The sequence below is a fragment of the Kosmotoga arenicorallina S304 genome (assembly GCF_001636545.1).
In the GTDB taxonomy this organism is placed as follows: Bacteria; Thermotogota; Thermotogae; order Petrotogales; family Kosmotogaceae; genus Kosmotoga_B; species Kosmotoga_B arenicorallina.
Map to the genome: position 1 here is coordinate 138,393 of NZ_JFHK01000002.1, position 19,775 is coordinate 158,167.

Genomic DNA, 19,775 nt, shown 5'->3' on the forward strand with positions numbered 1-19,775 from the left:
CGATATGGAGGGATTAAAATGAGGCTTAAAGGTAAAGTAGTTATCATCACAGGAGCTGCAAGTGGTATTGGAAGAGCTTCTGCGAAAAGATTTTGTGAAGAAGGGGCTACTGTGATAGCTTGTGACCTAAACGAAGAGCTCTTAAAAAGTCTTGTAGATGAAGCTAAGGGGCTTCCTGGAGAAATTGTAGCTAAAAAGCTCAGTGTTACTGACCGCAAGGCTATTGAAAAACTTGTAGAGGAACTCAAAGAGAAATATGGCAAAATCGACGGACTGGTTAACAACGCTGGCATAACCAGAGATGCGCTCATTCAAAAGATGTCAGAAGAAGATTGGGATATCGTTATTGACGTTAATCTAAAAGGAGTATTCAATATGACTCAATTTGTGGTTCCCGTTATGCTTAGCCAGGGTTACGGTTCAATAGTGAATACTTCTTCGGTCGTTGGTGTGTACGGAAACATAGGGCAAACAAACTATTCGGCTACCAAAGGGGGAGTCATTGCCATGACCAAAACCTGGGCAAAAGAATTCACCAGAAAAGGTAGCAATATAAGAGTCAATGCCGTGGCCCCTGGTTTCATAAAAACCCCTATGACGGAAAAAGTCCCGGAAAAAGTTATCAAATACATGGAAGAAAAGATCCCTCTCAAAAGAATGGGAAATCCTGAAGAAATTGCAAATGTATATCTATTTCTTATATCCGATGAGTCGAGTTATATCACAGGTCAAGTCATTGGTGTTGACGGAGGGCTTGTTCTTTGAGCACAAGAGTTCAAAGAACACGGAATGCACTTCTTTTAGCTGCTGAAGACCTCTTCAGCAGCAAGGGTTTTGAAAAAACATCCATAGCTGCAATTTGCAGAAAAGCAGGGTTGTCAAATGGCGTTTTTTACCGTCATTTCAAGAACAAAGACGACATCTTCAGAACCATTACAAACGAAATGATGGAGAGTTTCCAGCGATCAGTAAAAATTGTCAAGAGCAGTAGCAAGCGCGATGAACTCAAGCATTTATATATATCAGCCTTCGAAGCATTGTGGAAGTCCAGAAGGCGTTTCAAAGCTTTTCATGAAGCAGAATACAGGCTAAAAAATATCGAAGACCTCGTTGATGCTACATACTTAGATGCAATATCCAAAATCTTAAAAACAAATGCCTTTGAAATTAGACCAGCATTGAAGTGGTTTTTAATTGGCCCTATAAGATTTAGCGCTATTTACTGGATAATCTTTAAGAACAACAAAGTTCCTGTTGAAGTGATAGATGATCTGCTGGATTTTACCTGTCACGGTTTTGATATTCCTGCGAGAATGAGTGGTGAGGTTACACGTTTTTCCATAAATAAAAAGGCAAGCTATGGAAATGACAATCGTTCCCTCATTATGGAATCAGCTGAAAAACTCTTCGGGAAAAAAGGGTATTTCAAAACTTCCGTATATGAAATAATGTCCGGAGCTGGCTTTGGTCAGGGCACATTTTATCTCTACTTCAAGAACAAACAGGCTTTGCTGGAAGAACTGGTTATGTTTGCAAACAGAAAACTGCGCCATATGATGAGAGATGCATCAATTGACCTTGGAAGCAGGCTCGAAAAGGAGATTAGAAATTATCGTGTATTTCTTGAATTCATGAAAGAGCACAGAGAGCTCTATGAAATCGTTAGAGAGTCTGAATTCATTGTTGACAATCTTGGTTATAGATATTACGAAAAGCTTCTGAGTTCTTATGTAAAAGCTCTAAGGAGTTCAATGGATTCGGGTGAGCTTCGCCCTATGAATGAACATTCAATAGCTATCTTTCTCATGGGAATTGGGCATTTTATGGGTCTTGACCTTGTTTTCAGGCCACGATATCCCGTAGATAAATGGGAGGAATATCTCATTGATCTTGCAAAGCTCATTGCAAGAGGTTTGGAGGTATAAAAATGGACTGGAAGGAACTTTACAGGAAAAAGCTGCTTTCTCTGGATTCAGCTTTGAATCTGATAAAAACTAATCAAAAAATTGTTGTCAGCATGGTTTCAATGGAACCCAAGGGGTTGCTTGATAACCTGCATAAAATATCAGATCGTGTGAAAAATGTCAGCGTAACCAGTTGCCTTAACATGCGTGAATATCCCTTTTTTATGGATTCGCAATATAATGGAACCTTCATCAATGAATCGTGGTTTTATTCAGCACCCGTTAGAAAAGCGGCTGAATCTGGTTATAAAACTGTCTCTTACATACCCAACAATTTGCATAACGCTGGTACCGACAGGATTGTAAGCAACAAACCTGACATTTTTTGGGGTGTAGCATCACCTATGGACAAGAATGGTTATATGACGCTCTCTCTTTCCAATGTCTATGAACGTGACATGGTAGAAAACGCTGATATCGTTGTCCTGGAAGTTAACGAAAAGGCTCCAAAAACTCATGGGGAAACACAGGTTCATATCAGCGAGGTTGACCACGTAATAGAAAACAATTTCGATATTCCAGAGCTCCCGGTTGTTGAGCCTTCAGAAACGGAAAAGCACATAGCGCGACACATTTCTGCACTCATTGAGGATGGTTCAACCTTGCAGATAGGTATTGGTGGAATTCCCAATGCAGTGGCGAAACTGCTTGAAGACAAAAGGGATCTGGGCATTCATACTGAGATGTTCACCGAATCTATGATAGAACTCTTTGAAAAAGGGATAATAACAAACAGGCGGAAAACGCTCTGGCCCGGAAAATTTATCTGCACCTTCGCCCTTGGTACAAAAAAGATGTATGAATTTGTTGAAGATAATCCGGGAATTTTTGTATTAAGGGGCAAATATGTCAATGACCCATATATCATTGCTCAAAACGAGAAGATGGTTTCTATAAACACAGCGATAACAGTTGACCTTACCGGCCAGGTGTGTTCAGAAGCAATCGGGACAAGACATTACAGCGGGACAGGCGGTCAGCTCGATACCCACCGTGGCGCAACTATGTCAAAAGGCGGTAAGGGAATCATAGCCTTGCGATCAACAGCGAAGCACGGGACTATCTCAACGATAGTTCCCTTATTACCGCCTGGTTCTCCGGTAACTGTTCCCAGGCAGGACATAGATTATGTGGTTACAGAATACGGCATTGCCCATTTGAGAGGGTTAAGCGTCAAACAAAGGGTGGAAGCTCTTGTTAATATAGCTCATCCAGATTTCAGAAATCAGCTAAAAAAAGAGGCAAGCAAATTGAATTTAATATAGGAGGCGATAGGATGAAAAAGATCTATATCGTTGGTGCAAAAAGAACGGCCATCGGTACGCTGGGAGGTTCACTTAAAGACGTACCTGCGGTTGAACTTGGAGTCACTGCCGCAAAAGCAGCGATAAAGCAGGCCGAACTTGCTCCTGAAAAAATCGATGAAACAATCATAGGGTGCATTCTTTCTGCCGGTCAGGGTATGGGACCGGGGAGACAGGTATCAATATATACAGGCGTTCCAGCGGAAAAACCCGGTTATACCGTGAATATGCTTTGCGGTTCCGGTATGAAAAGCGTTATGATCGGCGCCACGGATATATTGCTCGGCGAAGCAGAAATCGTTCTTGCAGGCGGCATTGAAAACATGTCCAAAGCACCATATCTACTTCCGAGCGGCAGATTTGGATATAGGCTTGGAAATGGCGAGATAGTCGATCACATGGTTTTTGACGGCCTTACCGATATCTTCAACAACTACCATATGGGTGTTACAGCAGAAAACCTTGCCAGGAGATATGAGATAACGAGAGAAGAACAGGATGAATTTGCTTTCAACAGCCAGATGAAAGCAAAAAAAGCAATATCTGAAGGCAAATTCAAGGACGAAATCGAACCTGTGATAATAAAAACGCGAAAAGGGGAAGTCGTTTTTGACACCGATGAACACCCGAGAGATACTACTCTTGAAAAACTCGGTAAATTAAGGCCGGCTTTCGTAAAGGACGGAACAGTCACTGCTGGTAATTCTTCAGGGATAAACGATGGTGGTAGTGCCATGGTCATCGCCTCACAAGATGCCGTAAAAGCTCATGGGCTGAAACCCATGGCAGAAATCATTGCTTTTGCTCAAGCCGGTGTGGATCCAGCTTATATGGGATATGGGCCTGTACCAGCAATAAAAAAAGTTCTTGAAAAAGCAAAAATGAGCATAAAGGACATTGAACTTTTTGAGCTAAACGAAGCCTTTGCCGCTCAAAGCCTTGCTGTGTTGAAAGGTCTGGAAGAAGAACTTGGTGTTGAAAGAGATTGGGTGCTCGAGAGAACAAATGTAAATGGTGGCGCTATTGCACTTGGACATCCCATTGGTGCATCAGGGAACCGCATTATTGTTACTCTCCTATATGAAATGAAAAAACGCAAATTGACCTACGGCCTTGCTTCCCTTTGTATAGGCGGTGGAATGGGTACAGCGGTGATAATAAAGAATATTGATTGATCCAATCTATAACAGGAGGTGGGAAAGTATGAAGAAACTTCTTTTGTCTGTGTTATTTGTCATTTTTGCCATTAGCTTTGTACTGGCGGAAGATGGAGTGTATCCCGACAAGATTGTTATCGGGTCTTTCCAAGCTCTTTCAGGTCCAGTGGCACCAATAGGTATCTCTATGAAAAAAGGCATGGACGCCTATTTCAATTGGGTAAATGCCAATGGTGGAATTAACGGTAGGAAGATCGAATTTATTGTTGCCGACGATGCTTTCAACCCTTCAAAAACCGTGGTTGAAGTCAAAAGGCTTGTAGAACAGGACAAAGTTTTCGCAATTGTTGGAGGCCTTGGTACACCCGGATGCCTTGCAGTAGCCGATTATCTCAACAATTCCGGCGTCCCCTTCGTTTACCAGGGAAGCGGTTCGAGTATCCTTGCTATTCCACCCAAGAAATACGTGTTCACCGTGCAGCCCAATTACACAACGGAAGGCCAGATAATGGCGAAATATCTGGTCGAGGTTCTTGGGAAAAAGCGTATAGGAATTGTTTACAGAGCAGATGATGCCGGACAGGAAGAACTTAACGGCCTTAAACGCTGGCTTGTTGAACATGGATACAGTTCTGCCCTTGTTGCTAAACTTCCGGTTGATGTCACAAGAACTACTTTCGATAATGAAATCTTGAAACTCATGGAAATGAATGTTGATGCAGTAGTACTGAGCATGTGGATACCCCAGAGTCCCAATTTCCTGAAACAGGCTTATGAGTACGGGCTCGATGCCCTTTTGCTCGGCAACTATGTCAACCCTGATCCCACAGTAATCGCATTGGCAGGAGATGCAGCAGAAGGTTTCCAGGCAATGGCATGGGTCATGGGTGATATTGCGGACGAAAGCTTCCAGAAATACATTGCGATTTATCAGGAAACCTTCAAAGACGAGATCCCTAACGCATATGCAGCAGCCGGGTTTATAGCAGCTGAAGTATTCACCGAAGCCCTCAAGCGGGCCGGCGAAGAACCCACAAGGGAAAGCCTTGTTAAAGCGCTTGAAGGCATGAACGGCTGGAAGGGTCTTATTACACCCTCTATTACTTACAAACCCTATGATCCAGATGACAAATATTGCCGTGTTGGTATCAGGCAGATGTATGTAATGGAAGTGCAAAACAAAGTCTGGACTACTTTGACGGACTGGATATCAGTTGCTGAATAATCTCTACCCACGGGGGATTTTCCCCCGTGGTTTTCCTGGAGGTGCACCATGGCACTTGAAGTCAAAAACGTAACCGTGAAATTTGGTGGCGTTACCGCTGTCAAATCCTTTGATATGTTTGTCGAAAAAAACACCATACATTCTTTAATCGGTCCAAATGGAGCCGGCAAAACCACTCTTTTCAATGTCATTACCCGGATTGTAAAGGAAACCGAAGGAAAGGTCTTTTTCAACGGCGAAGACCTGGCAGCATATAAGCCTTATGAAGTTATAAAAACGGGCATATCCAGAACTTTCCAGAACCTCGAAATATTCAAGTACATGACTGTGAAGGATAATTTCTTTGTCGGGCATCATGGTGAGATCAATTATGGAATATTTCAGGAAATACTGTGGACGGGCAAAGCGAAAAGAATAGAAAAAAGATCAATGGAAAAGGCATTTGAAATTGCGGAATTACTAGGCCTTAAAAGCAGGCTCAACACGCTGGCTGGCATGCTTCCTTACGGATTGCAAAAGCTCGTCGAAATCGGTAGAGCTTTGATGAGCGAACCCGAATTTCTCATGCTGGATGAACCTGCAGCTGGCTTGAATCCAACAGAAACCTCTCAGTTGAAGCTTTTAATCAAGCGATTGCGTGATGAATACAACCTTACGATTTTTCTAGTAGAACATGATATGTCACTGGTAATGGATATATCTGATAGAGTAACAGTCATGAATTTTGGCGAAAAGATAGCTGAAGGGTCAGCCTATGATATAAAAAATGACCCCAAAGTTATAGAAGCCTATCTGGGAGAGAATAAATATGCTTGAGATAAAAAATATCGAGGTCTTTTATGGATATGTCAGAGCACTGAAAGATGTATCATTACGCATTGAAGAAGGTCAGATAGTCTCCCTGCTTGGCTCCAATGGAGCGGGAAAATCAACGACGCTTAAAACAATTTCTGGCCTTTTAAAACCCAGAAAAGGTAATATCTTTTTTCAGGGGAAGGATATAATGCACCTTGATTCATCGGAAATAGTCAGAAGGGGAATTGTGCAGTGCCCGGAAGGGCGGCAATTATTTCCAGACCTTTCTGTTAAGGAAAACCTCCTTTCAGGGGCTATCACACGAAAAAACAAAAAGCAAATAAATACGGATCTCCAGAATGTTTATAACCTCTTCCCGATATTGCAGGAGAGAAAGAATCAGCTAGCCGGGACTTTGTCCGGTGGCGAACAGCAAATGCTTGCCATTGGCAGGGCACTCATGGCGGCTCCAAAATTGCTTATGTTAGATGAACCTTCTCTTGGACTTGCACCAAAAATTGTTGAGCAAATTTTTGAGCTTCTTGCCAATCTTAACAAAGAACACGGTCTGACAATTTTGCTTGTTGAGCAAAATGCCAATGCTGCGCTCAGGATCTCTGATTATGCTTATATCCTCGAGGTAGGAACTCTCGCCCTCGAAGGTAATGCAAAGGATCTTCTTAAGAGCGAATTGGTTCAGCAAAAATATCTTGGAGCCTGAGGGGGTAAAAAGATGGTAACTTTTTTACAGCAAATAATATTGGGGCTCAGAGAAGGGAGCCTTTTTTCGCTGGTAGCTCTGGGTCTTGTGCTTGTATACAAAACCTCCGGTGTTGTGAACTTTGCCTATGGAAATATGGGAATGTTCGCCGCTTACATAGCATACACCGTTTTTGCAATTGCTGGATTACCTCTCTGGGTTGCGGTTCTCACTGCTGTCCTTTTTGGCTTCTTTCTTGGAGCAGCAACGGAACGAGGGTTATTGCGCCCTATACGACACCTTTCCCACTCAGCGATGTTAATCCTGACGCTGGGACTTCTCATGATACTTGAAGGTCTTGCACTGGAAATATGGAAACAGGATTACAAACCATTTCCCTCCCTTATACGCGGAAGACCCTTTATCATCAAATTTTCACAGGGAAGAATCATACTCACAAGGCAGGATCTTCTCATTTTTGGCATTGCAGCAGCTATCATGTTAACTCTTTTCCTTTACTTCAAATTCACAAGGGTAGGACTTTCGGTGCGTGCGACAGCACAAAACGAAACTGCTGCAAGATTAATGGGGATCAAAGTGGGTATGGTATTTGCTTTTTCCTGGGGCATAGGTACCGCATTGAGTGCTCTTGCCGCTATAATGGCCGCTCCAAGAACTCAAATAAACCCAAATATGATGATAGATCTTCAGATACAGGGTCTCACGGCTGCGGTCCTTGGAGGGTTTGAAAGTCTTCCCGGTACAGTTGTTGGTGGACTTCTGCTCGGTATCATAGAACAATTTGTGGCACGTTATCTCTCCGAAGAATTGAAAATGGCCTTTGCATTGTTAATTATTCTCATACTACTTCTTATAAAACCCGAAGGTCTTCTGGGCCGCAGGTCAGCAGAAAGGGTGTAGAATATGCGAGGTATTCTGTATAAAAACAGGCAGTGGATATTAACAGCGCTTCTGTTTTTGATTATCCCGATTTTTTTCATCAATCAACCTTTTATGATGACCATTTTTTCTTTGGTCTTAATTTACACTATAACCACTCTGGGCTTGAACATTGTTATAGGATATGCCGGGCAAATTTCAATAGGCCATGCCGCGTTCATGGCCATAGGAGCTTATACCTCAGCTCTTTTGACCATGAATTTCAATTTTCCATTCTTACTTTCTCTCTTAATAGCTGGATGCGTTGCAGGGATTTTTGGCCTTTTACTGGGAATTCCTGCTCTCAGGTTGAAAGGGTTCTATCTGGCAATTGCCACAATGGCTTTTGGTGTGGTAGTCGAACAGCTCTTAAAATCATGGGAATACGCTGGAGGGAACATAGGAATAAGAAACATTGTATCTCCGAAACTGCTTGGAATTTCACTTTCTTCTGATACAGCAAAATACTATCTTATAGCAATTGTAAGCCTTCTCTTGTATATCATCAGTGCAAACATCTTAAAGGGCAAAACTGGCAGAGCTTTCAAAGCCATAAGGGAAAGCGAATTTGCTGCTCAATCTATGGGTATAAACATTTCAAGATATAAACTCATTGCATTTGTTATTAGCGCTATTTACGCAGGCATTGCTGGAAGCCTTTATGCGCACACTATCGGCTACATCTCACCCACAGATTTTGGCCTTGGAAACTCTATAAATCTCCTTGCCATAATCGTTATTGGAGGTCTAGCATCACTTTCGGGCAGTTTTATAGGCTCGGTTATAATGGTTGCCATGCCCTTTATGTTCAGCAGGACACAACTTCCAATGTCTATCATTTTTGGTGTATTACTTGTATTGGTTGTGCTTTTCTTTCCACGCGGACTTGCATATGCACTGCAAATATTCAATGTCAAATTCCTCTGGAAACCTTATACAGCAATCAAAAGGAGGTTTGCAAAAATGAAGAAAGCCGAAGGCGAGTTTGTCGAAATAAATGGAAAAAGGATACATTATGTTCAGAAAAACGAAAAATCTGAAAAAACTATATTTTTTATCCACGGGAATTTCGCTTCCTGGCGTTGGTTTAAGCCTTCTTTAGATATACTTCCAACAGAATTCCGGGGGATTGCATTAGATATGCCAAATTTCGGATATTCTGATTGGATTGATGAAGCAAAGATAGAGACATATGCAAAATATGTTTCAGAATTCATGAAAAAACTGGGCACAAATAAAGCGATTGTCGTGGGACATTCTCTTGGAGGTGCCGTGGCTCAAAAAGTAGCAATAGATAATCCTGAAATAGTAGAAAAGGTATTATTGATCGATCCGGCACCGCCCTCAGGTTATAAAACAGCTCCTGAAGTTTATGCGGCTCTGGAGCTATACAAAAATAACGCGGATTTATTGAAAAAGGCATTGATCGGAACTATGCCAACCAGACCTGTGGATTATTTTACCGACCAGCTTGTTTCAGATGCCCTTATGATGAAGCCAGAATGCTTTATTGAGAATGCACGGGCTCTTGAAGAATATGATTACAAAAAGGAATTATCCAAACTTGAAATCCCCTTCAAGATACTTGTTGGCAAACTCGACCTCATAATAACGGAACAAATGGCCAGAGAATTTGAGAAAGTAATGAAAAATGCAACAGTTGAAATCATTCCCGATTGTGGCCATAGCGTTAATGTAGAAAAACCGGAGCTCTTCTTGCAAAAGCTGATTGACTTTGTAAAAGAGTAGGTTGACCATAAAAACCGAGATTCGAGAATGCAAGTACTGAGTTATGAGCGAATCAATAAAACAGCTATGCTGGGCTTCGTCCAAGCTGTGTGTGCCTTCATTACGGCTTTGCATTCCTCCGGAATGGCTGGGCGCCTGTGGCAGAGAAAGGCCAAGATTTTCTGCTCTCGATTTTCTCGTAACTCGGTTCCCAATGTATTTTACGCTCAACCAACAACCCACAACCGACAACGAACCAAGAGTCGTTTATCAGCTTTCGGTTCTCGAGATAGCTTTCAGACCCATCATTTACTCCAAGGGTCAACCATGTACTTATTGCTTCACTCTATCAAACAACATTGATGTAAATTCTTAGACATGGTTAACCATGATATGTTATAATAGTTCTGATATCAGAACTAGTTCCGACTCCAGAACAATATGACAGGAGGTAATTTATATGCTCCTTGATCCAAAACCTAAGAGCAAATCTTCAGATCTTTTCGGAAGAAAAAGAGAATTGAAAATACTGATAGATTCTTTGAGCTCAAATCCTATAACTATTATCACCGGCATACGGCGAATTGGAAAATCATCACTTATGAGAGTGGGATTGAAAGAAATTAATGCAAGTTATCTCATTATTGATGCCAGAAAAATGTACACCGATTCTGGTGGTGCGATAAGTAAATTCAATCTAATTTCTCAGCTGCAGCCAGAACTTGAAAAACACCTTCTAAAGGAAAAAATCAAAAAAGCATTAAAGAATGTAAAAGGCTTTATGATAGCGGGAAATAGCATAGAATTCAACTGGAAAGAAATCAATATATCAGATATTTTAGAAGCATTAAACCAAATCAGAAAAACATTCATTATAGCTATTGATGAAGCCCAATATTTAAAATATTACGGAAGTCGTGGTGGAAGAGATCTCCAAAACATGATTGCCTGGGCATATGACAATCTTGAAAATATCCGTTTCCTGCTAACAGGTTCTGAAATCGGGTTGCTGTATGACTTCCTTGGAGTAGAAGATTACGATAATCCGCTTTTTGGAAGATATTTAAGCGAAATTTTGCTTTACCCTTTCAGCGATATAGAAGCTATATCTTTCTTAAAGAAAGCTCTCGAAGAAGCAAATTGTAGTTACAAAGAAACAGAACTAGTTGAGGCACACAAGCATCTCGATGGCATAGTTGGTCATCTCGTTCAATACGGGCTACACAGGCTGAAAAAATCTCATCCAGAGGCACTTGAAGCCGCTTACAAAGTAGCAAGGATAACTCTAAAAAAAGAACTCAAAGAACTGGAAAAAAGGAGTCCAAGATACATTACTGTTTTGAAATACATCGCTTCAGGTGCGAAAAAATTCAGCAACATACAGAAAGCATTTCAAGTAAACGGCGAAACCATATCAAAATCCCGAATACACGATGCTCTAGATATATTAAGGAAAACTGGATGGATTGAAAAAAAAGATAACGAATGGCACATTATCGACAAAGTATTTGAAAAACTCCTGAAAGAAGAGTAGGAGATGCTACACAACTGATTCCCGCCTCTCAGCTTCTGTGTTCAATCTTCCATCCTGAGATTTACCCGTCGTCCTGAACTTGATTCAGAATCTATTGTTCTTAACTTCTAATCCCCTCTGTCCCTCGACTCTCGATTATCGGCTCATAAACCGCGTACAACCTACAACGGATCACCCACGACAAAGAGAGCGGGTTTAGAGTCCGGGGTCTAGGGTTTAGTAAGAACACCAGACTCAAGACTTTATAGTCTCTTGCTTTCTGTGTCAGCAATACAATTGCTTCCTGTGTTATTGGAGCAGTATATCTTTAAGAATGGCTTTTATGTCATCAAACGTAAGCATAAGTTGACCACCTTGAGGATAATCCGATAACCAGGATTTTTCATCAATCCAATATTCGTCTGTTGCTCTTATGACCCCATCTTCATCTATAACAAATATTCTTTCAGCTGCCGGATATCCGTACAATGAAAGCATATCTCTATCGTTTACCACATAAAGCCATTTCATATTTTCAGAGCATAGCCCATCATATTCCTTACCAGTAAGCAACCATATTATCCTTATTGAACTTACATAGAATTCTTTCAAGTAATAGTCAATGTGTAGAAGCTGGTACAACCTGGCTTTGTTGGTGTCCGTAAAGGCATTATTGCAGCAGTTGCCTTCATTTTTTGAGGATATCTCACAAGGCTTATAAGAACTCAAAACGAGAATCGTTGCTTTTGTATCTGTTGATGGAATTGACACTTCTCTTCCCAGAAGATCTTTTACCGTAAAAGCCGGGGCTTTGCATCCAACCTCAAGGAATGGCTTAAATGTTGCAGCTTCATCCACAGCTTCCAAAACGACCTTTGCACCGTCAGGAGAAATAGAAAGTATCCTGTAGTTTTCATCACCAATAGGTATTACCTCTTCGGCACTGTAAACTTCCGGTGATGGTACTGATGGATTGATCTTTCCGTCCAGATTGAGATCTATACCGAAATGAATGTCATCCAATACGCTGTAATCTCCGTCTGTTCTTTTTGTAAAAAGAATCACTTTATAAATATTTCCTGAGACTTCAAGCATTCCCTCCCGGTGACTTGAAAACCAATAGCTCAATGTATACTTTCCAAAAAAACCAAACTTTGTTCCCACAAAGCGTAAAAGCACGTCATTCGAATGCTCTTTTCCATCGACATCATAACAGATTGTCACTTTCTTTTTCCAGAAATAAATATCCTGAGTTCCTTTCGTTTTTCTCAAATAACATTCCGCAGGACCATCGTCAATAAAACTACCATTGTTATTTGCATCCACCCACAGAGTTGGTGCTGGCCCGTCGAGGAGCATAATGCCAAGCTGTCTGGCTCCAACATTTATCTCTCCATAGAGAAATCTCGATTCTGATGCAATAGGTAATTCAGTTGGCCGTTTTGCAAATAACACAACGTTCTGAGTAAAAGACCCGGTATTCCAGTCTATAATGCATGGAAGATAAGCAACCACAGTGCCGCCAAGCAACAATAAAGGCAGGATTACCACTAAAGCAATGAATATGATGCGTTTTATCATGTCCTCACCTCCCCACTCACAAATTAGTTGCACACGCAAGATTTGTCGACTAAGCAAACACCCTCAAAAATACCGCTATTAAGGGTACAATTAATAGTTCCGGAAATCAAACCATTCCCGGAAAAAGTCTCCACCCTTTCACACTCGTCGAACCAAAAGGGTCCCACATACGTGCAGTGTAAATGTAATGTAAGGCTCACCGGCAAAGGGGAATCATTTTCATCATAGTGTTCCGCCTTCCCCATCAAACTACAAATGTAAACAGTATCTTGGTGTTCACACATAGAAAGACATAGTGTCACCGAACATCCAGGATCAGCTATGAGAGGAATAGCAGAAAATACCATTGCTACACTTGACAGAAATAATACAGTAATAATGTACTTTTGAACCGTTTTCATAAGAATCCCCCTTTCAAAATAAGAGGTTATACAAAACCACAAATGACTTTGCTCTAGGTAAAGGTTAAATTTAACATAATTTATTATAACTAATATAATACCCATAATAAAATATTGTTTTTCTTTATTTTCTTGTTTTTTTTATAATTTATTTTATTATTTTGCTTTTTCTTCTCTTTTCTTTTGTTTCCTTATCGTTTCTTTTGTATGCGAATAATATTCGTCTTAATTTAAACTGTATGAAAATATAGGACTGAGAAACATCTTGAGTTCAGTTGCGCGGGTCAAGGGTCTGGAGTATAGCAAACGCTGTCGGTTGTGAGTTGTAAGTGCCTTTATAAGCCGAGAACCGAGAGCCGCAGTGCGGCGACAGATGATAGTACGACAGTTGGTGGGGCGACTGCTGATAGTACGACAAATGATAATGCGACGGTTGGTAAGGCGAGGATCGAATACTAAGAATTGAATGCAGAGGTGCTGAGCTAAAGCTCAGGATATATTTGACTTCGTCACGGCTTTGCATTCCTCCAGAATGGCTGCGCGCCTATGGCGGATAAGAACCGAGAATCCGAGAACCAAGAAACCGAGAGACACCGATGAGACCGCTATGCTGAACTAAAGATCAAGCTATGCACCTGCGATGGATATCATCGACAAAGTCTACCAAAACAACCACGAAGTGGTTCATGACAACTGCAAAGCAATTCATAGCAATCCTAAAATTAATGTCTTTTTTATTGTTCTCGAATCACCTAACTCCTGTTTCCTCTGCTTCCCGGTTTTACTACTGGGATTCCTTTTTTGCAAAGTGGGCAATTTGGGGGTTCATAAGTAACTGCGTTGATTTTCAAAAGCGATTTGAATTTCACTCCAAAATCCACCTGATCATTGCTGCGATCAACGACACTGCCTATGCCTATGATTTCGCCTCCCAATTTTTTTACAACTTGCATCACTTCCTTTGTAGAACCGCCTGTGGTGATTACATCTTCAACGATAAGGACTTTTTCTCCTCTATTTATTTCAAAGCCTCTTCTCAATTGCATCTGGCCTTGAACTCTTTCTGCAAATATCCCGCGAACGTTAAGCTGTTTTGCCATTTCATAGGCCAAAACCACACCACCGAGTGCTGGCCCGATTACAACATCGATTTTATCAATGGCAAATTCATCAGCCAATTTTTTTGAAAACAATTCACTATATTTTGGATATTGAAAGAGTTTCGCACATTGGATATATGTATCACTGTGTTTTCCGGAACTGAGCAAAAAATGCCCTTTTAACACCGCTCCAAGGGATAAGAGTATTTCCATGGCTTCTTTATCATCCATATAAATCCCTCCTACTTCGAATACGTTAAATTATAAAATTCTTCACAGCTCTTACTTATGTTTTCTGCATAGATTATGGATCTTGAAACGTTTATAATCAGCCTCTCGTAATGTTCGCTATCCCGTAAGAAATCCACACTTCCACCCTGAGAACCTATTCCAGGGACGAGAACAAAGCTATCATTCCCCTCAAGTAAAGGCATTAACTTCTCGCCCTGGGTAGCTCCAAGAACCATTCCAAGATTCTTATAACCTTTTCTCCATTCACCGATTTTTTTTGCGACTTTTAAAGAAAGATCATCATGAGTCTGAAAATCCGCTGCACTTTGATTGCTTGTCAAAGTCAAAATAAAAGCGTAACGATCTTCATATTTTGCAAAGGCTTTTATTGAATCAAACCCCATATAAGGATTCAAAGTTACGGCATCCGCTTGTGCAACTTCATACGCAAATCTTGCGTATTGAGAGGAAGAGTTGGCTATATCGCCGAATTTAGCATCGAGTATCCAGGGAATTTCAGGCGGAATTGCCGCTACTACCTCCTTCAAGATTTCGATTCCTTCTTCTCCCATGGCAAGATAAAAACCAAGGTTAGCTTTATAGGCACAAACATACTCCTTTGTTTCCGCTATTATTTTTTTGCAAAAGCTCACTGGATTCTGTTGTATTCTTTCTGGATCGATATCGAGCCCTACACACAGGTGTGAGCCGTTTTTTTCGCGTAAATTCATCAGTTTTTCAACAAAACTCACTTTATTTCCTCCCTTCGGACACTTTGCAGATACTCTGAAAGAGTATTATATCCATGATTAAAAAGCCATTTTTGCGCTTTTTCAGGAAGCTCAGCAACTTCCGTCAGATCGACCATCGTTCTTAGGCCAAAACCCACAAGGTCAGCTCCTGCAAGGAGATATTCAAAGATATCCTCCCATTCATATGCACCACCCATACCTATAATCGGTAGTTTAGTTAACTGCCGGGCCAAATAGATCTTTCTCAGGTAGATAGGCTTAACTGCCGGGCCGGAGTACCCTCCATAAACCCTTTTCAAAAATGGCTTCCCGGTTGTTATATCAAATCTTGCTCCTGTTATACAGTTAAATAGCGTCAATGCATCAGCGCCGTTGTTTTCACACGCTTTTATCACAGAAGGGAGATCCGGCATTTCCGGAGGCAATTTCACCGACACAGGTCTGGTTGTGAAAACCTCTTTTACCTGTTTCAATATCTCAGCCACCGGTTCAGGATCAGCTCCCAAAAGGGTACTGGCATCCTTGACATTGGGGCATGAAAGGTTCAGCTCCAGCAACTCAAAACCCTCAATTCCATTCAAAACAGCAGCCATTTCCCTGAACTCACGAGGCGAATTACCCGCAATTGAGAAAAAAAGTTTTGTAGGGAAAGGGCAAAGTTTCGGGTAAATGGTACTCAGAAACATTTTTATTCCGGGATTTTGAAGCCCGATTGAATTTATTAGACCATAACCCGCATCGACAAGTCTGGGAGGGGGGTTGCCTTCCTTTGGCTCCAGTGTAATGCTCTTTATGGTAAAAGCACCAATTTTGGAAAGAAGACTTCTGTTTATTTCCTGCCCAAAACCACCTGGCCCAGAAGGGATTATAATAGGGTTCTTGAAAGGAATGCCTAAGATTTTCCGGGTTAAATTAGCCATTGCCAGTCCACCTCTTTTCCATCAAAAAGGGGGCCGTCTTTGCACACAAATTTTATTTCACCGCTCCTGAGTTTTACCGCGCAGCCTTCACACATGCCTGAACCACAGGCCATTCTCTCTTCTAGAGAAACATATACCGGCCCATTTCGATACTGCTCGGACAAATGCTTCAGCATTTGCGTAGGGCCACAGGCTATTACCGCTCCTTCGTTGTTATCCTGAAAAAAACGCTTCGTAATAACCAAAGGGCTGTGGGTGATTTTAAGGTTCGGTAGATTATTTAAGAAATCAGCTTCTGTTTCTGTTGCAGTCCCCAGATAAAAGTTTTTGTACCCGTATTTTGATCCGTAAAAATGAAGGGGTGCATAACCGCTCCCACCAGCTACGAGGTTTGCACCTTCAATTACTGGAATAGGATTGCCTAACGGTCCCTTAAGCTTGAGCACATGACCCTTTTGCCAGCATAGCGCTTCTTTTGTCAGTAAACCACGGGGTTTCAGGAGGAAAAGCGTCTCTCCCTTGATTTCATCTTCAAAGTAAACCGAAAAGGGGCGCGAGACAACGGGAAAATCTCCTGATTTCAGCATAAAAAATTGCCCCGGAAGGGACCCAAAGGTACCTTCCAGAGCAAATAGAATGAGAGTTCCATTTTCCGATTTCCTTATCCACTTGATTTTAGAGCTTAACAAATTTACCACCACACATTACCTGTGTTATCTTCCCTTGAAGTGTCTTTCCAAGATATGGTGTGTTTCTGGCCTTTGATTTGAAATAACTGCCAGTTAGTGTTGTGGTATTCAGCGGGTCGAAGAAAACCAGATCTGCATAACAATGTCTTTCGATTTTTCCCTTGCCCGTAAGGTTGAAGAGTTTAGCCGGAGCCGAAGTGACTTTTTCAAGCAACTTTTCAAAGGGTAAGGATTCTTTCTTTGAAAGCTCATAAAGCTGTAAGAGTAGTGTTTCGAGACCCATGATTCCAGAGGGTGCTCGCTGGAATTCCACTTCTTTTTCCCAGTTGGCATGTGGCGCGTGGTCAGTAACGATGATATCTATGGTTCCATCCATCAGGGCTTCTATGAGTAACTCCCGGTCCATTTCAGTTGGAAAGGGTGGGTTTATCTTTTTCGCTGGATTGTAATCTTCAAGGTCTCTGTCAGTAAAGAGCAGATGGTGGATACAAACCTCGGCGCTTATTTTTCCCTTTTTCCCTTTCCCATGCCTTATGTGATTCACCGATTTTCCCGTAGAAACATGAGCTATATGCACCCAGCCAGCTGTTAGATTTGCGAGGTCTATATCCCTTGCGACAATTGCGGATTCGGCGACATCTGGAATTCCATAAACCCCATAGTAGTTGGAGTAATAACTTTCGCGCATTGAACCGTTTCTTGAAAGCGACTTATCTTCACAATGATCTATAACAGGAAGCTGGAAAGATGAGGCGTATTCGAGCGCTCTTCTCATTATGTGAGGATCCCAGATGGGATCTCCATCATCTGAAAAACCAATTGCACCAGCCTGCGCCAGAGTTCCCATTTCCGTCAATTCCCTGCCTTCTCTGCCTTTAGTAGCTGCTGCTATAACTTCCAAATTGGCCAGCCCAAGGGCTTTTGCCTTTTCTTTTAGACTGTATACGGCAGCAGGATTGTCTATTGAAGGCCGTGTATTCGGCATGCAGGCAATTGTTGTTATTCCTCCGTTTAGTGCTGCTCTTAACCCGCTCTCGAGGTCTTCTTTATACTCATAGCCCGGCTCTCTCAAATGCGTGTGCATATCTACAAGCCCGGGGATAACAAGCTTGCCGTCCGCATCTATTTTTTCGCCACTGAAATCATGAGGATCGCTTTCCGTTATATCGACTATTTTTTCTTCCTCTACAATGATGTTTTTTCTCTGGAATTTCCCTTCAATAAAGACCTCTCCATTTTCTATCAGATACCTCATTCGTCCATCCTCCCTCCGAGTACCAAATAAAGGAGAGCCATCCGTGCAGCTTCGCCGTTAGTGACCTGTTCTTGAACAACGCTTCTTTCAAAATCCGCAACATGGTCGTCCACCTCGACGCCTCTGTTCATTGGGCCTGGATGCATGAAGATCACATCAGGCTTTGCAAGAGTAAGTCTTTCTTTTGTGATTCCATAGAGTTTATGATATTCTTCAAGCGTTGGAAAGAGTCCGCTGGTTTGTCTTTCAAGCTGCATTCTCAGCCCCATAACTACATCTGCCCCATCAATTCCTTCGTTGATGTCATAGCTAACTCTGACTCCAGACTTTTCTATATCCAGAGGCATTAAAGTCTTTGGACCGCATACGGTCACTTTGGCCCCAAGCATTTTCATCAATTTTATGTTAGAGCGTACTACACGGCTGTGTTGAATATCTCCAATAATGGATATCCTCAGTCCTTCTATCTTTCCTTTTTTCTCCCATATTGTGTAATTATCCAATAACGCTTGAGTGGGGTGAGCATGAAACCCATCTCCAGCGTTTATTACAATAGCCCTGGTGTATTTCTTGATGAATTGAGGTGTACCAGGCTCGCTATGACGTACCACATAGAGATCAATACCCATGGCATCAAGAGTCAAAATTGTATCTTTTAGAGATTCTCCCTTTTTTAGAGATGAAGAAGATGCAGAAAAAGCGACGGTGTCGGCACCCAATCTCTTTGCTGCAAGATCGAAGGAGATCTTTGTTCTTGTACTGTTCTCAAAAAAGGCCGTACAGACAGTTACGCCCCGCAATGCTGGCACTTTCTTTACCCTTCTGTCCAATATACCCTTGAAATGCTTTGTGAGCTCAAATAGCCGATATACTTCCTCTACGCTAAAAACGTCTACATCGTAAATATCACGACCAACCATGCTCATTCCATCACCCCAATTTCTACCCTGTCGGTACCGTTCTCCTCTTTGAAATGAACCACTATTTGTTCTTTCATTCTTGTGGGAACTGTCTTTCCGCATACATCTGGTTGTATTGGTAATTCTCTGTGCCCCCTGTCGATGAAAGTTACGAGAATTATTCGCTTTGGTCTGCCATAATCGAAGATTTCATCAATAGCCGCTCGGACTGTCCTTCCGGTGAAAATTACATCATCACACAGAATAATCGTCTTGCCGGTTACATCAAAATCGATTTGTGTCTCCTTTACATGGGGTTGCTCCAGGCGATAGAAAGTATCATCTCGATAAAAGGTAATGTCCACCTTTCCTGTGGGGAGTTCAAACCCATTTTCAAAGGCTATCTTCTTAAGACGGTCTGCAAGATAAACCCCACCCCTCTGGATTCCTACGACTGCAAAATCCTCTGAATCTTTTAGCTTTTCCATGAGTTCAAAATACATCCTTTTGAGAATTTTCCTGAATTGTTCAGGTTCAATGATTGTGTGGAGATTCTTCAAATTCACGTTTTTCCTCCTTTCCACCAGAAATTTTGGCAAAATAAAAGGGACAGATTTCTCTG

At 41.7% G+C, this 19,775-nt stretch carries 18 protein-coding genes; 10 read left to right on the plus strand and 8 right to left on the minus strand.

What is annotated here, in order from left to right; translation table 11 throughout:
* Positions 1-18 precede the first annotated feature (18 nt).
* The 10 genes from fabG (at position 19) to AT15_RS00960 (ending at position 11,346) form a co-directional block, all read left to right on the plus strand.
* Positions 19-765 (plus strand): 3-oxoacyl-[acyl-carrier-protein] reductase, encoded by a 747-nt coding sequence (fabG, locus tag AT15_RS00915; protein WP_068345431.1) that lies wholly within the window; start codon positions 19-21, stop codon positions 763-765.
* Positions 762-1,925, plus strand: coding sequence for a TetR/AcrR family transcriptional regulator (locus tag AT15_RS00920; protein WP_068345433.1), 1,164 nt, complete (start codon positions 762-764; stop codon positions 1,923-1,925). The genes fabG and AT15_RS00920 overlap by 4 nt, the downstream gene beginning before the upstream one ends.
* A gap of 2 nt (positions 1,926-1,927) precedes the next feature.
* Entirely contained in the window at positions 1,928-3,229 is a 1,302-nt protein-coding gene (locus AT15_RS00925; RefSeq protein WP_068345437.1) for an acetyl-CoA hydrolase/transferase family protein, read from the plus strand.
* Between the two features lie 11 nt (positions 3,230-3,240).
* Positions 3,241-4,443, plus strand: coding sequence for an acetyl-CoA C-acetyltransferase (locus tag AT15_RS00930; protein ID WP_068345439.1), 1,203 nt, complete (start codon positions 3,241-3,243; stop codon positions 4,441-4,443).
* Positions 4,444-4,471: 28 nt separating this feature from the next.
* Positions 4,472-5,650, plus strand: coding sequence for an ABC transporter substrate-binding protein (locus tag AT15_RS00935; protein ID WP_068345441.1), 1,179 nt, complete (start codon positions 4,472-4,474; stop codon positions 5,648-5,650).
* Positions 5,651-5,698: 48 nt separating this feature from the next.
* The gene (locus AT15_RS00940; protein WP_068345443.1) at positions 5,699-6,466 is read left to right on the plus strand and encodes an ABC transporter ATP-binding protein; all 768 of its coding nucleotides are present in this window, start codon (positions 5,699-5,701) and stop codon (positions 6,464-6,466) included.
* Positions 6,459-7,166 carry an ABC transporter ATP-binding protein gene (locus AT15_RS00945; RefSeq protein ID WP_068345446.1) on the plus strand — a complete coding sequence of 236 codons (708 nt, stop codon included), beginning with the start codon at positions 6,459-6,461 and terminating at the stop codon, positions 7,164-7,166. The genes AT15_RS00940 and AT15_RS00945 overlap by 8 nt, the downstream gene beginning before the upstream one ends.
* A 12-nt stretch (positions 7,167-7,178) precedes the next feature.
* On the plus strand, positions 7,179-8,066 hold the full coding sequence (locus AT15_RS00950; protein ID WP_068345448.1) for a branched-chain amino acid ABC transporter permease: 888 nt from the start codon (positions 7,179-7,181) through the stop codon (positions 8,064-8,066).
* A gap of 3 nt (positions 8,067-8,069) precedes the next feature.
* Positions 8,070-9,833 carry an alpha/beta fold hydrolase gene (locus AT15_RS00955; protein WP_068345450.1) on the plus strand — a complete coding sequence of 588 codons (1,764 nt, stop codon included), beginning with the start codon at positions 8,070-8,072 and terminating at the stop codon, positions 9,831-9,833.
* 439 nt (positions 9,834-10,272) lie between these two features.
* Positions 10,273-11,346, plus strand: coding sequence for an AAA family ATPase (locus AT15_RS00960; RefSeq protein WP_068345451.1), 1,074 nt, complete (start codon positions 10,273-10,275; stop codon positions 11,344-11,346).
* A 288-nt stretch (positions 11,347-11,634) separates the two neighbouring features.
* Here AT15_RS00960 and AT15_RS00965 read toward each other — a convergent pair whose 3' ends face one another.
* From AT15_RS00965 to pyrR, 8 genes are all read right to left on the minus strand, one after another.
* Positions 11,635-12,906, minus strand: coding sequence for a hypothetical protein (locus AT15_RS00965; RefSeq protein WP_068345453.1), 1,272 nt, complete (start codon positions 12,904-12,906; stop codon positions 11,635-11,637).
* A gap of 1,153 nt (positions 12,907-14,059) precedes the next feature.
* A complete protein-coding gene (pyrE, locus tag AT15_RS00975; protein WP_068345457.1) occupies positions 14,060-14,638 on the minus strand; it encodes an orotate phosphoribosyltransferase in 579 nt (192 codons plus the stop codon).
* A gap of 11 nt (positions 14,639-14,649) precedes the next feature.
* Positions 14,650-15,390, minus strand: a complete 741-nt coding sequence (gene pyrF, locus AT15_RS00980; protein WP_084251371.1) for an orotidine-5'-phosphate decarboxylase — start codon at positions 15,388-15,390, stop codon at positions 14,650-14,652.
* Complete coding sequence (locus AT15_RS00985; RefSeq protein ID WP_068345459.1) at positions 15,387-16,310, minus strand: dihydroorotate dehydrogenase; 924 nt, start codon at positions 16,308-16,310, stop codon at positions 15,387-15,389. Before AT15_RS00985 ends, pyrF begins: the two co-directional genes overlap by 4 nt.
* Positions 16,298-16,999 (minus strand): iron-sulfur cluster-binding protein, encoded by a 702-nt coding sequence (locus AT15_RS00990; RefSeq protein WP_068345461.1) that lies wholly within the window; start codon positions 16,997-16,999, stop codon positions 16,298-16,300. The genes AT15_RS00985 and AT15_RS00990 overlap by 13 nt, the downstream gene beginning before the upstream one ends.
* Entirely contained in the window at positions 16,986-18,254 is a 1,269-nt protein-coding gene (locus AT15_RS00995) for a dihydroorotase (protein WP_068345463.1), read from the minus strand. Before AT15_RS00995 ends, AT15_RS00990 begins: the two co-directional genes overlap by 14 nt.
* Complete coding sequence (locus AT15_RS01000) at positions 18,251-19,180, minus strand: aspartate carbamoyltransferase catalytic subunit (RefSeq protein WP_068345465.1); 930 nt, start codon at positions 19,178-19,180, stop codon at positions 18,251-18,253. Before AT15_RS01000 ends, AT15_RS00995 begins: the two co-directional genes overlap by 4 nt.
* Positions 19,177-19,719 carry a bifunctional pyr operon transcriptional regulator/uracil phosphoribosyltransferase PyrR gene (gene pyrR, locus AT15_RS01005; RefSeq protein ID WP_068345467.1) on the minus strand — a complete coding sequence of 181 codons (543 nt, stop codon included), beginning with the start codon at positions 19,717-19,719 and terminating at the stop codon, positions 19,177-19,179. Before pyrR ends, AT15_RS01000 begins: the two co-directional genes overlap by 4 nt.
* Positions 19,720-19,775: the final 56 nt, after the last annotated feature.

Bases quoted from the DNA above. Each gene is read 5' to 3' on its own strand.
- fabG (WP_068345431.1), top strand. From the start codon at position 19: ATGAGGCTTAAAGGTAAAGTAGTTATCATCACAGGAGCTGCAAGTGGT.
- AT15_RS00925 (WP_068345437.1), top strand. From the start codon at position 1,928: ATGGACTGGAAGGAACTTTACAGGAAAAAGCTGCTTTCTCTGGATTCA.
- AT15_RS00930 (WP_068345439.1), top strand. From the start codon at position 3,241: ATGAAAAAGATCTATATCGTTGGTGCAAAAAGAACGGCCATCGGTACG.
- AT15_RS00935 (WP_068345441.1), top strand. From the start codon at position 4,472: ATGAAGAAACTTCTTTTGTCTGTGTTATTTGTCATTTTTGCCATTAGC.
- AT15_RS00940 (WP_068345443.1), top strand. From the start codon at position 5,699: ATGGCACTTGAAGTCAAAAACGTAACCGTGAAATTTGGTGGCGTTACC.
- AT15_RS00945 (WP_068345446.1), top strand. From the start codon at position 6,459: ATGCTTGAGATAAAAAATATCGAGGTCTTTTATGGATATGTCAGAGCA.
- AT15_RS00950 (WP_068345448.1), top strand. From the start codon at position 7,179: ATGGTAACTTTTTTACAGCAAATAATATTGGGGCTCAGAGAAGGGAGC.
- AT15_RS00955 (WP_068345450.1), top strand. From the start codon at position 8,070: ATGCGAGGTATTCTGTATAAAAACAGGCAGTGGATATTAACAGCGCTT.
- AT15_RS00960 (WP_068345451.1), top strand. From the start codon at position 10,273: ATGCTCCTTGATCCAAAACCTAAGAGCAAATCTTCAGATCTTTTCGGA.
- AT15_RS00965 (WP_068345453.1), bottom strand. From the start codon at position 12,906: ATGATAAAACGCATCATATTCATTGCTTTAGTGGTAATCCTGCCTTTA.
- pyrE (WP_068345457.1), bottom strand. From the start codon at position 14,638: ATGGATGATAAAGAAGCCATGGAAATACTCTTATCCCTTGGAGCGGTG.
- AT15_RS00985 (WP_068345459.1), bottom strand. From the start codon at position 16,310: ATGGCTAATTTAACCCGGAAAATCTTAGGCATTCCTTTCAAGAACCCT.
- AT15_RS00995 (WP_068345463.1), bottom strand. From the start codon at position 18,254: ATGAGGTATCTGATAGAAAATGGAGAGGTCTTTATTGAAGGGAAATTC.
- AT15_RS01000 (WP_068345465.1), bottom strand. From the start codon at position 19,180: ATGAGCATGGTTGGTCGTGATATTTACGATGTAGACGTTTTTAGCGTA.